Below are 15,693 nucleotides of genomic sequence, written 5' to 3'. Positions count from 1 at the left end.
GCCCCAGGTGGGCGGTCCTCACCATGCCCAGGAGGCACCGATGACCGACGATCAGCAGAAGCCGTGGGGCGACGACGAGAACTTCGACGCCGAGAAGGCGTGGACTCTCATCCAGAACCTCCGCGGCGACGTGGACCGGCTCAAGGCCGACAAGACCTCTCTCACGCAGGAGCGTGACGACGCAGTCAAGGACCGAGACGAGTCCGCGAAGAAGGTCGAAGAGCTGCAGGCAACCGTCCAGCTCACCGACGACACGGTGAAGTCGAAGGAGCAGGAATATGCCGAGCTCTCGACGATCCGTACGAAGGAGAACCTGCTGATCGACGCGGGCCTCCCCCGGAAGTACGCGCCCCAGGTCGTCGGTGACGACGAAGAGGCGTGGAAGTCGTCCGTGCAGTCCCTCGCGGAACTGCGCGGAGAGGCGCCCCAGGAGCGTCGCCTCGACCCGGCCCAGGCGGCTGACCCTGCCGAGCCCTCCGCAGACGCGGCGGCTCGGGAGTTCTTCGGACTCTGACCCCCTCATCTGAAAGGACAGCCACCATGGCTATCACCCTTGACGGACTCTCCGTCCCCCTGCCCCAGGACTGGGCAGCGACCACCATGAAGCAGGCATTCGAGCAGTCCGTCGCCGGACAGCTCTCGCCGTCCGAGCCGATGCCGACCAATGGCAAGGTCATCCCCGTCTACGAGGGTGGCTTCGAGGTCGGCTACACCGCGGAGGCCTCCCCGAAGCCCGCCTCGGACGTCACCTTCACCACCAGGAGCGTGGTCCCGTGGAAGTTCGCCGGTCTCGTCGGCGTCTCCAAGGAGGCCGCCCGCGCGAACCCCGCGCAGATGCTCACGATCATGCAGCAGGACATGCAGAACGCGGTCCAGCGGCAGCTCGACCTCGGCATCTTCTACGGCAAGTCCGCGTTCAACGGGACCGCGATCCCCAACGCGCCCTTCATCAACCAGACCACGAACCGTGTCGGCCTGACCGACGGTGATCTGGTGCCGCAGATCCTCGCGGGCTACGACCTCGCCGCGGTCGACTCCGACCCCGACGGGTTCGCGTTCGACCCCCGCTACCGGACGAAGCTGGCCCTGGCCTCCCAGCAGCAGCTCGCGCCGGCTGGCGGCACCTCCTCCATGCCGAACCTCAACCAGGTCGTCGGCCAGTTCGCCGGTCTCAAGACCGCGTTCGGTCGCGCCGTGTCCGGCCGCGTCGGCTCTCAGCCCGACACCGGCGTCCGCGGCTTCGTGGGTGACTGGGAGAAGCTCCACTGGGGCTTCTCCGAGAACGTCGAGCTGACCCGCTCCGACCAGGCGTCGTGGGTCGACGGTTCCGGGAAGACCTGGAACGCGTTCCAGGACAACATGATCCTCTACCGGATCGAGTTCGAGGCCGGCTGGTACATCGACGCCGACGCCTTCGCCGCCTACGAGGAGGGCACCTCCGAGAGCGGCGGCGAGTGATGCGCCTGCGCAACAAGCGCACGGGCGTCGTGGTCAACAGCGGCCACGACGCCCGCAGCCTCGGACCCGACTGGGAGGTGGACAGCGATGGCGATCGGAAGCCCGCACGACGTCGAGACGTCCCTGATGCGGGATCTGACGGAGACGGAGAACCGGTACGTCGACGACCTTCTCGACAGGGCCGAAAGGCTCCTGCGAGCAAGGATTCCTGACCTCGACACTCGCATCGACGATGAGGCTTTCACAGCGCTCGTCGCCGACATCGAAGGCGAGGCCGTTGCCCGTGTCCTACGGGCTCCGGACAACGGAATCATGCGGCAGGAAGGCGAGGGGAACTACTCCTACTCGCTGAACCTGCAGGTCGCCTCCGGACTCCTCGACATCCTTGACGGCGACTGGGCGAAGCTCGGCATCGGCCGGGTCCGCTCTGTCGCCGTCGAGACGGACGGGTACATCACCGACCGATACCGGGTGCCACCGCAGTGGTGGTTCCAGTACGGCTGGGGCGGTGGTGACCAGATCGCCGACCCAGTCCCGGAGGTGTGGCAGTGAGTCTCCTCGGCCGCGGCCCGCACACGGTGACTGTCACTCCGATGGTGACGGTGAAGGACTCGATGGGGAGCACTGTCGAACCCGGCGCCCCGGTCACCGTCGGCCACATCGCCATCCAGCCAGTGGACGCGGCCGAAGCCGAAGCACTGGGCGTGCAGGCACGCACCAGCTGCCGGGTTATCGGCCGCGGCCCCTGGCCGGGCGGCATCAACTCCACGATCCGCATCGACGCCGGTCCCTACGAGGGGCGCGTGTTCGACCAGGACGGCGAGGCACGCATCTACGGGATGTCGCCCAGGACGGGGCACTTCGACGTCCTCATCACGAGCCGTGGGGCGGAGGGTCACTGATGGCGACAGTCAACAAGAACGCTGGTCTCCTCGCTGCACGCATCGCCGGTGAAGCATCCGAGATGGATCGGGCCGCGAGTAAGGTCCGGTCCGCTGTGACCTCGGAGGCAGCGAAGCACCGCGAAACAGGTGACTTCCAGCGGTCGATCACGTCCGGCAGAGTCCCGGGCGAGAAGGGCGTCACTGACCGTGCCGTGTGGGCCGAGGATCCTGCCGCCTGGTCGATCGAGTTCGGGCACAGAACGAAGAACGGCACCCAGGTGCCCGGCGCGTTCATCTTCTCGAACGCCGCCCGGAGGTTCTGATGGCCGATCTGATGTTCGACCGGTTCACCGTGGACGCCCCGTCCCTCGCCTACGCGCTCGCCTCCACCGCGGCGGCCGACGAGGTGCGTGTCGAATCGCAGGTCGATCCGACAGCCCCCGGGGCACTCCCCCTCGTCATCGTGGGCACCTCAGCGCCCGCGAGCGTCCCTAACGGGCCCGCCGAATCGTCGGCAGCGTTCACGATCTCCCTCCGCTGCTACTCGAGCAGACGCGCCCAGGCGGCACAGATCTGCGACGCCATGTACCGCGGATTCTTCACTGCGTGGCGGTCAGGCACCGCAACCCCCTACGGGTGGCTGTCGAGAATCACCACCACTTCGACGCAACCCACTCCGGTCCAATCGGACCTCGAAGCGGACAACGTGCACCGCTTCGACTGCGTGCTGGACGTCATCGCCCGGCACTGACCACTCACCCCACCGTCACGGCATCCCAGCACATGGGGTGCCGTTTCTCATGAAGGAGCCCTTCCATGGCCACCGCAGACACCGTCAAGCTGCACATCGCCGGCATCGGCCACGTCTTCTACAACGACGTCGACGCCGACCCCCTCGACCCCACCACGTTCAAGTTTCTCGACGAGTCCACCTACGGCGACTGGATCTGGCTCGGCGACACCTCGAGCGAGAACCTCATCGAGTTCGAGACCGACGGCGGCGACACCACGTACAAGCGCACCTGGGATCGCCTCAAGACCGGCGTCGTCCGCGAGGACGAGACCATCTCCGCGACCATCAACTCCGTGAACGCGTCCGCCGAGACGTTCAACCTCGGGTTCGCCGGCCACACCTACGACGAGGCATCCCAGTCCTACACCGTCGACTCGTCCGGCCGCTCCACCGGAAAGGCACTGCAGATCGTCACCGAGGACGGCAGCAACATCGCCGGCCTGTACCTCCCGAACACGGACATCAAGGGATCGTTCCCCACGTTCGACCTCGAGGAGTACATGGAGATCCCCCTGTCGGTCGCGATCCTCTCCTCCCCCGGCACCGGCGCTCTCTGGCAGTGGTTCGAGCCGCGCCCGTACGCCGTCGCCCCCGCGGCCTGACACACCGCCCCACCATCGCCTGCCGCCGCGCCACCGTGAGCCGGCGCGGCGGCAGGTCCCTCTCCACCCCACAGGCTCACGGCTCACACAGAAAGGCTCACACCATGCCCACCAAGACCCCGCAGGACCACAAGACCACCAAGACCGCCCAGGACGCCGAGAAGCAGCAGTCCTTCGCTGACGTCGAAGGGCACAAGCTCCTTGAACCGTTCTCCAAGGTCAAGGGGTCCGACCAGGCCCGTCTCACCGGTCGCCTCGTCCGCCTCGGCCTCCTCGACGAAAGTGGCGACAGCGAGGGCGTCGACCTCGAATCGCTCGACTTCGACGCCGTCGCCGACCTCATCGACTACGTCTCTGAGCACTTCGCCATCGACAGCGCGAAGTTCGACACGTTCACCATGGGGCCCGGTGGCATGGAAAGGGCCATGAACCTCGCCGTCGCCTACGCCGGTGAAATGGGAAAAGACGACGCCTGACCGACTGGGTCGAAGAGCGCCCGGAGACCATCGGTGACCTCTGGGCGCTCTACCGCATCGACTTCCATGAAGCGATCAACGCGCCCCGCACCATCCTGCTCGAGCAGTGCCTGGCACGTCTCGCCGTCGAGCCCGAATCCCTGTGGCGCGCCCAGGAGCTCGGTGGCGAGAAATGGTTCGGCTGGTCCCTGACCACGACCCTCCTGGCGGACCTTCTCGACGGGCAGCAGTTCCAGACCTCCGCAACGGCGGTGAACAAGAAGGCCCGGCTGCGCGACCCGGTGGAACGCCCCGAGGCGAAGAAGGAACAGATCGAAGACCGGCCCGCGTCGGTCGCAGACATGCATTGGGGCAGCGCTCTCGCGTCCCTGCGCACATAGTGGAGGAGGTCCCGGATGGCAGGCGGACAGGTCGGCAGGCTCTCCATCCGGGTCCTCCCCGACACCACACAGTTCCGGCGAGACCTGAAGAAGGCACTCGACCGTGTCGAGAAGTCCGTCAAGGCGAAGATCGATGTCGAACTGAACCTCACGAAGTCGTCGCTGGCGAACGTGAAGCGGCAACTGCAGGGCCTCGAGGCCAAGGTGCCGGTGATGGCCGACCTCGCCCGCGACTCCAAGCAGCGAGTCCAGGACCAGCTCGACGGGATGGAAACGACCGCCACCGTCAACGCGGACCTCGACCATGGGCTTGCCTCGGCGAAGCTCGCCGCGTTCACCCGCCCCCGCTCCCTGCCGATCAACGTCAACATCTCCAAGGCCTCTCTTGCGAAGGCGACCGCTGCCCTCGCTGCCCTGTCCGGCGCCCGGGTCCTGTCGAACTTCGGCCGGAACGTGAAGAACGCGATCGCGAACCTCGACCGTGCCCTGCCCGCGTTCGCCGCCGCGTCCACCGCCATCACGAACCTGGGAAGTGCCGCTCTTGCCGGCACCAGCAATCTCCTGGGTATCGGCGCGGGGCTCGCCTCGATCGCCCCCGCCGCCCTCGCCCTGCCCGGCATCTTCGCCGGCTTCGGAGTCGGACTGGGCGTGATGGTCGCCGCGCTCAAGGACGCCGGGAAGTACCTCGGTGACCTCGGCCCAAAGTTCTCCGCGATCCAGGACAAGATCTCCACCAACTTCTGGGCGAAGGCCGCCCAGCCCATCCGCGACCTGGCGAACAATGCCCTGCCGATGCTGTCAGCCCGCCTGTCCGAGGTGGGCACCGAGCTCGGCGGGTTCTTCGCCTCCATGGCGAACGCCGTGAACACGCCCACCAACCTCGGGTTCATCAACGGGATCCTCGCGAACGTTCGCGACTCCATCGACATCGCCGCCGAGGGCATCGCGAACTTCACCGACGGACTGCTGAACCTCACCAACGCCGGCTCCGCCTACCTGCCGCAGCTCGCCTCCTGGTTCAACCGGATCAGCGAGTCGTTCAACGAGTGGGTCCAGCTGAACACGGACAACGGGCAGCTGTTCGAGTGGATCGACGCTGGTGTCGCCGCCCTGCAGGACCTCGGCCGGGTCCTGGCGAATACCGGCGGCATCCTCGCCGGGTTCGCCACCGCCGCCGCCAACGCTGGCGGCGCGAACCTCGGTGCCCTCGCCGATGGTCTCGAGAAGGTCAACCAGGCCGTGAACGGTCCCGCGTTCCAGGGCGCCCTGACCACCGTGTTCCGGGGTGCGCATGACGCGATGGCCGCTCTGGGCCCGGGCGTGTCCGCGCTCGGTGACGCCTTCGTCTCGCTCGCTCCGACGCTCGCACAGATCATGGTCCTGGCCGGACAGATCGGATCGGTCGCCCTGACCGCGATCAGTCAGGCGTTCCAGAATCCGGCGTTCCAGGGCGGGCTCGTCACGTTCTTCGAGGGCATCCTTGCCGGTGTGCAGGCGCTCGCCCCGGCACTGCCGGCGCTGGCGTCCGCGTTCGGCGCGGTCGCCTCCTTCGCTGGGACTCTCGCATCCGTGATCGGCCCCGTGTTAGGGGCCGCGATCTCCGCGCTCGCGCCCGTCGTGACCGCGCTGATGCCCGCCCTGTCCTCCGTCGCACAGGTCCTCGGTGGCGCACTGGTCGCGGCGATCACGACGGTCGCCCCGTTCATTCAGCAGCTCGTCGGCACGATCGCCACCTGGATCCAGCAAGACCCCGGCCTCGCCGCCGGTCTCGCCGTCGCAGCGGCCGCGGTCGCAGGCCTTGTCGCTGGCGCGGTCTCCCTGATCTCGGCGCTCGCCCCGATCATCGGCACCGTCATCAGCATCGTGGCCGGCCTCGCCGGGCTTGGTGTGACCGCGGGCGCGGTCGGGTCCGCGATCGCCGCGATCGCCCCGATCGTTGCGATCGTCGTCGCCGCTCTCACTGCAGCCGTCGCTGTCGTCGCCGCACTGGTGGCCTCGTTCCTGTACGCCTGGAACACCAGCGAACAGTTCCGCACAGCAATCGCTGGCCTGGGCCAGGCGATCATGGGGTTCCTGCAGCCGGTGATCGACTTCGTCACGGGCACACTGATGCCCGTCCTCCAGCAGGTCGCCACCTCGTTCCTGGGCATGATGCAGCAGATCGGTGACGCGCTGACGCCGCTGATGACCGTGGTCGCGCAGATCGCAGCGCAGATCTATACGCTGCTGACCCCGCTGGTGGAGTTCCTGATGGGCATCCTCGCGCCAGCGTTCACGTTCCTGGGCAACGCCGCATCGCTCGCGTTCTCCCTGATCGGCACCGTGATCTCCGGGGCGCTGGCGTTCATCACCGGGATCCTGCAGGGCTTCCTTGCCCTGTTGCAGGGCAACTGGGCCGGCGCGTGGGCTGCGGTGTCCGCCACCGTCTCCGGTGCCCTTTCCGGGATCCGCGGGTTCTTCACGGCGATCCTGGGGGCCATCGGCTCGTTCGTCGGCGGCTGGATCGGCCGCGTGGTCGGGTTCTTCGTCAGCCTCGGGGCGCGCGCCCTGTCGGCTGTCACCTCGGCCCTGAGCGCGGTCCGTTCGACGTTCTCCTCGGTGCTGTCGGCGGCCGCCTCGGTCGTCTCCTCTGTGCTGGGGCGGATCGTCGGGTTCTTCTCCAGCAAGATCGCGGCTGCACGTTCGGCTGTGTCCTCTGGGCTGAACGCGGTCCGCTCGGTGTTCTCGTCCGTCCTTTCGGCCGTGTCCTCGGTCATCTCGTCCGTGCTGTCTCGTGTGGTGGGGTTCTTCTCCAGCAAGATCTCTGCGGCACGCTCCGCGGTCTCCTCGGGCCTGAACGCCGTCCGCTCGACGTTCTCGTCCGTGCTCTCGGCAGCGGCGTCGATCGTGTCCTCTGTCCTCTCGCGCATCCGATCCACGTTCTCCTCCGGGATCAGCGCAGCTCGGTCCGCCGTGTCCTCCGGGCTGAGCGCGATCCGGTCGGCGTTCTCGAACATCCTGTCCGCTGTCGTGTCGACTGTCGCTGGGAAGGCCGCACTCGTGGTCAACAAGTTCCGCGACATGGGGATGCGGGCGCTGGCCACGATCACCGGGTTCGTCGGACGGTTCACGAGCGTGGGGCGAAACATCGTCCAGGGCATCATCAACGGCGTGTCCGGCGCGGCCGGGCAGCTCACCTCGAAGCTCAAGGGCCTGGCGAAGGGGGCGCTGGACTCTGCCAAGTCCGCCCTGGGTATCCATTCCCCCTCCACCGAGTTCATGAAGATCGGCGAGTACACCGGTCAGGGCATGATCATCGGCCTCGACCATCAGGCCCGCGCCGTCAACGCCGCCATGAACGGGATGGTCCAACCGCCCAGCCTGCCCACGGTCGACGCGGGAGACGTCAACGGCGGCGACGTCGATCTCGGTGGTCTTGATCTGTCCGTCGCGTCCATCGAGCGTCTCGCCGACGCGATGATGCGCCGGCCCCTCCAGATCGGCAACAGGCAGGCCGGAATCCTCGCCGCTGCAGGGGCCGGTTCCAAGCGTTCGATGGGAGGCACCTGGTGATCACGTCACTGATCGGGCCGCGCAGCGCCCTGTTCGAGCTGAAGTACCAGGGTGGCCTGTCCACCGCGACAGAGCGTCCCACGTCGTTCACCACCACCCTCGGCGGGAAGCGCAAGGCCCTGATCGGTCTCAGGGGACGCCGCGAATGGAAGGTCTCCTTCAACCCGGTCAGCTCTCGGGAAATCGCCGGTCTCATCGAGGTCGCACGCATCAGCAGCAGCGTCCTGTGGTATCCGGCAGACGCGCTCGGCGGGAACATGCTGTCCCCGCAGGCCGTCTCCTTCGAGAGCGTGCCCAGTAACGCCGCTCCCGCGGGGCTCGTCGCACTCCCCGACGGTGACGTCGCACAGAGCATCATCCACACCGGAACAGGCACCATCACCATCGGTGACGCGCACGGCACGTTCGAAGGTGTCCCCGTGCGCCCCGGCGAGAACGTCACCGTCGGCGCCTGGGGACTGAACGGAACCCGCTTCACCGGTTTCTGGCGAGACATCAACCTTGCATCCGTGTCCTCATGGTCCACCCCCACCCAGACCTTCACTGGGTGGCAGTGGGCCCACACCACTCTCACACCCCCCGCGGGGGCCGCCTACCTCTCCCTCGCCGTCTCCGCCGGCGCCCAGTACGCCCGTCCCGCTGTCCGCTGGGGCAGCACCGTCACCTCTGGCCCCGGGAAGGGCTGCCCGCAGGCGATCGTCTCCGACCTCAGCGAGGACCTCACGGGCTTCGACCAGAACGGGGCATACGGCTCGATCAACGCGACCGTCACGGAGGTGGGCTGAATGCAGCGAGGACTCCCCTCCGGCCACACCCTCCGCGGAAGCGTCACCACGACCCTCGGCGGCAGAACGGTCGACCCGTCAGCAGTGTCCATCGACCGCGAGTACGCCGACGGGCTCCCCGGCGGCGGGTCGTTCACAGCAGCCTCCGGCGAGGTCACCTACACGCCGGGCGCGGACGTCGTCTCACAGGTGTCCACGCCGTGGGCCCCCACACCGGGTGTCCCCTCCCCCGAAGACACGGTTTCCCTGTCGCTGAACGCAGGTGTCGGCCCCGTGCCAGTCCTGCCCCAGGGTCGCGTCGCGGACGCCTCCGGGGCTCTTTCCTCTCGCGACGTCACCGTCGGCTTCACAGACCTGTACCGGTCGTTGGACCAGTCGATCTCGTGGGACGCGATGGCCTCCCGCATGGTCGCCGAGGGAGACGGTGGCTACTGGCGGAACCCGGGCCTGTTCGGCGTGTCGGTGGTGGACCGGATCTTCCGGCATTGCGGCTGGTACGCGACGCCCTACCGGATCCCGGGCACGATTGTGTCTGCCCCCATGCAGGGGTCGGCGTGGCCGGAGGCCGGGAAGCTGGACCGTGCGGAACGCCTGTCCGTCCCGGGGGCCGCGCCGGGCTGGATCACGTCCCCCTGGGGGATGCAGGCCAGAGACGCGACGCTGACCTACACGCCGATCGCGCAACGGGCCATCTCCGACAACGGCCTCGAGATCACCACCATGCTCCCGCCGGACTCGGGCACCGCCCGCATCGTGTGCTGGTTCGCCGGTCGCCGCGTCCAGCTGGTCTGGTCGGACGTCCAGGTGTTCGTGTCCGTCGAGCAGCCCGTCGGATCATTCGCGAACGTGGTCACGCTCTCCCGCACCGCGATCGGGACGGACGAGGCGATCACCGCGCGGGTCACCCGCCGCGCTGCGGGCCGTGTCGTCGTGGAGATCCGCACCAACCGGGGCACCACGTCGGGCACCGGCGAGACGGCGCTGACCGACGGCGTCATGACCAGCAACCTGGAGACCGTCTCCGTGTACGGCGAGGGCCGGATCGGCGCGTTTCAGGTGTCCTTCCCCTCCGTGCCGTTCAGCATCCAGGGGTGGCGCCCGTCAGCGGTCATCCATGCCCGCGCCGGGATCCCCAACCGTCTGCAGGTGCTTCCGCCGGCGGAGGGTGAGAACTGCGCGGACATGCTCGAGCAGCTCGCGACAGCAGAGTATGCGACCTACTGGATCGATGAGACCGGGGTCCTGCAATGGTGGGACCTCGACCGGCTCGCCGCCCGCGGATCCGTCGCGACCCTCACGACCGCGGACCACGTCACGGCGATGAAGTGGTCGAACAGTCTCGCGTCGGTCTACTCCCGTGTCGTCGTGAAATGGAAGACGACTGCCCTGTCTGTGTCCTTCAAGGAACGGATCGACCTGTGGCAGGGCAACGGGGAGACGATCTCCCCCGGCGACACCCTCGAGGACTTCATCACCGCCCCGGACAACGAAGTGTGGCTGATGCCGGACCTGGCGTTCACGCGCGCCGGCTCCGTCGGCTACTCGTTCGACTTCAATCACGCGATCGGGTCGTTCTTCGGTGGCGTCGTGCCCGGCGAGGGCGACACCCCGGACTACTGGTCCTCGACCGCCGGAGTCCTCGGGTTCACCATCCAAAAAATCACCGACGCCGCCTTCAAGACCACCACCACATGGAACGGCACGGCGACGGTGGTCGCCCGCACCCTGGACTCCGAGGCCGAATCCGCCCTGTGGAGAATCCGCCGCTCGTTCAACCTGCCGATCCTCCGGGGCCGGATGAAGTACATCCTCAACGACGCGGCGACCACATCCACCCAGTCGGGCCCGGCGGGCACGCAGGAGATGACGGTCGATGTCGGCCGGTGGATCCAGTACGAGGACGAGGCACAGAACCTCGCGGACCGTCTTGCCGGCGTCGTCACCACGCCTTCCCCGGAGCTGTCCGACGTCAGCATCGTCCCCGCGCCCGGCCTGCAGTTGGGCGACAAGATCACCATCAGCGACCCCCTGATCTCACGACTGACCTATCAGGGCGTCATCTACGCCGACTCGCGGTCGATCTCCACCAGCGGTAGCGGTCTGGACATGACGCACACCATCCGCTTCCGGCCCACGGCGGTGTCCCGCAATGGCGGCGCCACGTGGGCGGAGTGGGCCAGCACGGTCCGGCCGGACACGTGGAAGCAATGGGCCGCCGACCAGGGCGGCACCTGGAACCAGTGGGGAGCGGATCCCCTCGGAGCGGAGGACTGACATGGCCGAGACCCTGCCCAACGGTGTCGTGGTGCCCAATGCGGACGGCGGCGAAACGATCAGCGTCACCGGTGTGGCGGAGACCCGCGCCCTCGGCGCGTCGGTCGATGCGCAGCTGGCGGTGCTGCTGGCCGGCATGGGTGCTGGCGGATGGAAGGCCGAGGAGATCGGCACCCGCCACCTCGATCAGATGAAGACCCCGGGCGTGTACTGGCAGTCCTACGCCAACTACGCGACCACCGCGCAGGGCTACCCCTACCCGCGGGCAGGGCACCTGATCGTCACCGCCAACACCCTGGGCACCCAGGTCACCCAGCGGTATGTCACGTTCGACCCGAACGCAAACGCGCGCTGGTCCACCCGCAACTACTACGGGACCTGGGACCAGTGGCGCGACATTCCCCTGGGCGGCCAGGACACCGACGACGATGAGGAGGCAAGCCCGGTCTTCCGGGGCGTCGTCGCCTCCGGTACGGACGTGAACACTCTGCGCGAGCCCGGCATCTACTCGGTGCCGACCGTCGCCGTCGCCGGCACCCTGCTGAACTTCCCCACGAAGCGGGCAGCCACCATCGAGGTGTGGTCCAACGACGGTTCGGCGATGACGTCGCAGCGGGTCGTCGCGATGGTGTCTGCGACCGCCCCCGCGGAGATCTATGACCGGGCGACGCTGTCGGCGCTGAACACGTCGTGGGGGCCGTGGTCGTCTCCGGAATGGATCAAGGGCAAGATCGCTGGGACCGCTGACGCCCCGGTGAACATCGACACCTACCGGACGCCGGGAGCATGGGCGATCACGACTCGCTCCAACATCTCCGGTCTTCCCGGTAGTGGGCTCGGCCTGCTCGAGGTCGTCACGAACCAGGGGTTCTCCCTGTCGATGCAGCGGTTCACCGAGCGCGTCGCCAACGACGACATTCGCGTCTGGCATCGCTACTCCCTCTCGACGGGCGGCTGGACCGGCATCGAGTGGGACCTGCTGAACGAGCCCGCGGCTGCAGGCGGCGGGGGCGGCACGGCCAACTCTGGCCGCGCTGTCCAGGCGGACGTGCAGACCTCCGACCACGCCGCCCGCGTGGAGTACGCGCGGGCGCGGCGCGGTGGCGGCATCGGCACCAACGGCGTCCCTGTGGTCATGATCCGCTTCGATCACTGGCTGGTGGCGTTCCGCGACAAGTGCCTGCCCGCCCTGCAGGACAACTCCCTCGTGGGCACCCTGAACGTCAACTACGACAACCTGGGCAATGAGCAGAACGGCGGCGGCTCGATCACGTGGGAGCACGTGCAGGCGTGGAACCAGTACGACGGCATCGAGATCGCCAACCACGGGTCCACGCACACGAACGTGAACACGCAGGCCGCGATCTACCACGAGATCGTCGACGGGCGCCGCAACCTCGAGAAGGCCATGCCGCGCGTGGCAGTGGAGACCTGGCAGGAACACGGCTCCGCCTACCTGATCGCCTCCGACATCGACGGCGACGAGGGCCTGGATCTCGGCCGGTCCCTGGAGGCGTTCACAGAGTCTTACGCGGGCCGGCTCGTCATGGGCGAGCACGCCATCGTGGAGGGCAAGATCGGCGGGTTCTATCCCCCGCTGACCGGTGAGCCGCAGATCGGCCAGTCCCACTTCTCAATCGACCGGCAGTCCAGCGACCAGACGATCAGCACGGTCCAGTTCGCCCAGCAGGTCAACCGAGGACTGACGATCTACCTCCACCCCGGCCTGCTCGACACCATCCTCGTGGGCACCCAGGCCTGGTCCGTGACGTACGGGCAGGACGGCTCCCGCACCGTGACCCCGTCCGGGGCGACCGGCGAGGTGCAGAACTTCCCCACGGATGCGGCGATGCGCGAGTGGGCCACCACCAACGGACACATCGTCTACCAGACCACCGACGACTTCCGCCGGGTGTGCGAGTGGCTCAAGGCCGAGAGGGACGCCGGACGGATCATGGTGATGTCGGCGGGCGGCGGGAACTTCGCCGACATCCACCACGGGCGCCGGGAGAACATCCTTATGCGCGGCTCCTGGTCCGGATCCGGCTGGACCCGCACCGGCGAAGGCGATGGCTACCAGGCCGTCTCCAACGGCAACGCCTCGACCATGTCTCAGGGAATGCTGCTGTTCACCCGGTTCGGGTGGGCGATGGGCGCGGCCCACGAGCTCGTGATCCAGGCGAAGGCAGACACGGCGACCACGCTCACCCTGTCCATGGAGCAGCTCGGCAACCCGGGCAACTGGAAGACGGAGCGGACGTTCGACGTCCCCGGCGACGGCATTCTTCGCACGTACCGCCTGAACCTCACTCTCCCGCGGGACCGGTCGATCACGCAGATGACCGCGCGGGTCGGAGGACCGAACCTGACCATCCAGGGCGAGCCACTGCTCGCCGCGATCTGAATGAAACGTGAGTTACGGGGCGGCTAGGCCCGGAAGGCTTTCTCCCACACGGTACGGAAACGCGGCTGGGTGAATGGGCGAAGGAACGGGTCCAGTGGCATGAACGCCTCCGGGTTGCGCTCGATCGTGTACGTGAGCGCGTTCTGGTCCAGCATCCAGCTGTTCGGCTGGGTCAGCCCATGCGCGAGGTAGCTCTGCACGTCGCTGACGATGTTCGTCTCGAGCGCGTCACGGTTCACGGCCAGGTTCCCCGCCATGTATCGCCGCCACGGCGAGAGGGCGTCGAATCCCCGACTCGTGGGAACAGCGAACGGAACGTGGGTGAGGCTCCGGAAGTATGAGCGCGGGTCTTCGTTTGTCGTGAGGTCGATGTCCATCACGTAGACGCTCGGGTATTGCTCGAGCAGCGCGTCGATCGCGAAGAACCGGGCGCACGCGTAGAACGTGCGCGGCTCCACGACTTCGGCCGGGACTGGTACCTCGTAGATGCGGACGTTGTCCGGTGCGCCCGATCGATTCATCACGGCAAGCGCGGTGCGGAACGCCTGCAGCTCCTCTACAGTGTCGCCGGAGTCGCCGCACAGGATGATGTTGTGGTCGACGTCGGGCATCTGCTGGGCGTAGTGCATGAGGATCGGCGCGTAGATGCGGAGGTAGTTCGCGTCGACGGACATGGCGACGGCCGTGTGGTTCCGTAATCCGCCGGGGTCGGCGGCGAAGACGCTCCGACGGATCGTGTCGGCGAGCTGCTCGGCGTTGTTGTCGATGTCCGGAGTGTCGAAGTAAGTGAGTGCCCCCATGTCGACGTACAGGGCTTTGATCGCGTCGGCTCCCTCTCGGGCCTTGGCGAACTCCCGTGAGGCGTCCTCGCGGGACACGACGCTGAGCACCTTCCCCCGTAGCGCGGCCACGGCCGCTTCGGCGGCGGGCATCGCGTACAGGTCGGGAACGCTTCCGACGCGTTCGCTCATGACCCCGAGCGCAGTCGTGGCTGTCCCAGTGAGGAGCTCTTCGATCGGGAACTGGGTCAGTCCATGCACGGCGTCAAGGGACGCCGCGAGGTAGCGAGTGGTGCGAGTGTCGACGGCCTCGTTGACGCGGAGCGCGACGTCGCGAGCGTTCAACAAAGAGCTGGCCGAGAAGTGCTTGGAGAGCCGTTCAGCGGTGCCACGGTTAAGCGTCCGGAGGGCGGTGCGGAACATGTTCGGCTCGGCTTCGCCGGCGCGGCGGATCACGTCGAGCGGCATGCCGTCGAGGTCTGTGCTGTGCCCGGCTCGAACGGCATCAATGACCTCGCCGGACGAGTCGAGCATCGTGTACTTCGAGGCGTCCCGCCAGCGGCCGTCGAGCTCACGCTGCAGCTTGTACTTCTGGGGCGCCTTCTCCTGGAGGACTTCGAGCATCCCCTCGAGCGTGATGGGGCTGAACGCGAACCCGTCGCCCGTCATGAAGACCACTCGACCAGCACCGATCGACGTAGCATGCGCCGCGATCTCGACTGCGCGCTCTTCCGAGGTCGCGGTCATTGGTCCGACCGCGTGTCTTCGGGAACCACGTACTTGGCGACCGTGCCATCGGTCCCGCACTGATGCCCGAGGTTCAAGAGTCCGGGAAGCGGCAGCCATACAGCTTCGCACTTCTCACAGGTGTATTCACCCGTGTCTACGTCAAGCACGCGCCCTCAAGCCCCCTTCGATCTACCCGCAGGTAGTCCCGTTCCTTGTCGGAACATAGCCAGGCGGGCGCGGGTGCGGGCTGGCTCCGGAGCATCGTGACCATTCCGGGGCCAAAAAGAGACATGTCCGTTATCGACTGCGTAGAGCCTGACACGTTCTGCCCACGCCCACCCTTCGAAGGAGCCCAGATGGACCTCGCAAGCATCAGCGATGACGAGTTCTATGCCCACAAGCGAGATGTGGACGAGGAATCCTCGCGCCGCACCCGCCGCAACGTCCTTCCGGAACAGATCGCCGCGATGATCCACGACGCCACGGACGCCGGGATCAGCGACTCGACGGTCCGGCAGACCGTGGAGACAGCCCTCAAGGACACCGATGAATGACCCCACGGACCGTCACGACGGCG

At 67.4% G+C, this 15,693-nt stretch carries 15 protein-coding genes; 14 read left to right on the top strand and 1 reads right to left on the bottom strand.

The features are described 5' to 3' along the window. Nucleotides 1-40: 40 nt before the first annotated feature. From DEO23_RS14060 to DEO23_RS14000, 13 genes are all read left to right on the top strand, one after another. Entirely contained in the window at nt 41-514 is a 474-nt protein-coding gene (locus DEO23_RS14060) for a capsid assembly scaffolding protein Gp46 family protein (protein ID WP_109276662.1), read from the top strand. A 26-nt stretch (nt 515-540) separates the two neighbouring features. Next, nucleotides 541-1,458, top strand: coding sequence for a phage major capsid protein (locus tag DEO23_RS14055; protein WP_109276661.1), 918 nt, complete (start codon nt 541-543; stop codon nt 1,456-1,458). An 87-nt stretch (nt 1,459-1,545) separates the two neighbouring features. Continuing rightward, nucleotides 1,546-2,010: a Gp19/Gp15/Gp42 family protein gene (locus DEO23_RS14050; RefSeq protein WP_109276660.1), complete on the top strand. Its 465-nt coding sequence runs from the start codon at nt 1,546-1,548 to the stop codon at nt 2,008-2,010. A 62-nt stretch (nt 2,011-2,072) separates the two neighbouring features. After that, nucleotides 2,073-2,360: a hypothetical protein gene (locus DEO23_RS14045; RefSeq protein WP_165831858.1), complete on the top strand. Its 288-nt coding sequence runs from the start codon at nt 2,073-2,075 to the stop codon at nt 2,358-2,360. After that, nucleotides 2,360-2,665, top strand: coding sequence for a DUF5403 family protein (locus DEO23_RS14040; RefSeq protein WP_109276658.1), 306 nt, complete (start codon nt 2,360-2,362; stop codon nt 2,663-2,665). Before DEO23_RS14045 ends, DEO23_RS14040 begins: the two co-directional genes overlap by 1 nt. Continuing rightward, nucleotides 2,665-3,093 (top strand): hypothetical protein, encoded by a 429-nt coding sequence (locus DEO23_RS14035; RefSeq protein ID WP_109276657.1) that lies wholly within the window; start codon nt 2,665-2,667, stop codon nt 3,091-3,093. Before DEO23_RS14040 ends, DEO23_RS14035 begins: the two co-directional genes overlap by 1 nt. A gap of 65 nt (nt 3,094-3,158) precedes the next feature. Further along, a complete protein-coding gene (locus tag DEO23_RS14030; RefSeq protein ID WP_109276656.1) occupies nt 3,159-3,737 on the top strand; it encodes a phage tail tube protein in 579 nt (192 codons plus the stop codon). Nucleotides 3,738-3,841: 104 nt separating this feature from the next. Then, nucleotides 3,842-4,213 (top strand): hypothetical protein, encoded by a 372-nt coding sequence (locus DEO23_RS14025; protein ID WP_109276655.1) that lies wholly within the window; start codon nt 3,842-3,844, stop codon nt 4,211-4,213. 251 nt (nt 4,214-4,464) lie between these two features. Further along, complete coding sequence (locus DEO23_RS16530; RefSeq protein WP_276309461.1) at nt 4,465-4,593, top strand: hypothetical protein; 129 nt, start codon at nt 4,465-4,467, stop codon at nt 4,591-4,593. Between the two features lie 15 nt (nt 4,594-4,608). Then, nucleotides 4,609-8,145 carry a phage tail protein gene (locus DEO23_RS14015; RefSeq protein WP_109276653.1) on the top strand — a complete coding sequence of 1,179 codons (3,537 nt, stop codon included), beginning with the start codon at nt 4,609-4,611 and terminating at the stop codon, nt 8,143-8,145. Then, nucleotides 8,142-8,930, top strand: a complete 789-nt coding sequence (locus DEO23_RS14010; RefSeq protein ID WP_109276652.1) for a hypothetical protein — start codon at nt 8,142-8,144, stop codon at nt 8,928-8,930. Before DEO23_RS14015 ends, DEO23_RS14010 begins: the two co-directional genes overlap by 4 nt. Continuing rightward, nucleotides 8,931-11,204: a hypothetical protein gene (locus DEO23_RS14005; protein WP_109276651.1), complete on the top strand. Its 2,274-nt coding sequence runs from the start codon at nt 8,931-8,933 to the stop codon at nt 11,202-11,204. A gap of 1 nt (nt 11,205) precedes the next feature. Beyond that, a complete protein-coding gene (locus tag DEO23_RS14000; RefSeq protein WP_109276650.1) occupies nt 11,206-13,608 on the top strand; it encodes a polysaccharide deacetylase family protein in 2,403 nt (800 codons plus the stop codon). 23 nt (nt 13,609-13,631) lie between these two features. Here DEO23_RS14000 and DEO23_RS13995 read toward each other — a convergent pair whose 3' ends face one another. Next, the gene (locus tag DEO23_RS13995) at nt 13,632-15,056 is read right to left on the bottom strand and encodes a hypothetical protein (RefSeq protein WP_133249887.1); all 1,425 of its coding nucleotides are present in this window, start codon (nt 15,054-15,056) and stop codon (nt 13,632-13,634) included. 416 nt (nt 15,057-15,472) lie between these two features. On the opposite strand from DEO23_RS13995, the gene DEO23_RS13990 reads away from it, so the two are divergent. Continuing rightward, on the top strand, nt 15,473-15,670 hold the full coding sequence (locus tag DEO23_RS13990; protein ID WP_109276648.1) for a hypothetical protein: 198 nt from the start codon (nt 15,473-15,475) through the stop codon (nt 15,668-15,670). Nucleotides 15,671-15,693: the final 23 nt, after the last annotated feature.

Origin of the sequence: Brachybacterium endophyticum (assembly GCF_003130585.1) — a bacterium.
Taxonomy (GTDB): domain Bacteria; phylum Actinomycetota; class Actinomycetes; order Actinomycetales; family Dermabacteraceae; genus Brachybacterium; species Brachybacterium endophyticum.
The sequence above is the reverse complement of the archived record's forward strand: the minus strand, read 5'-3'. Positions and strand labels throughout refer to the sequence as shown.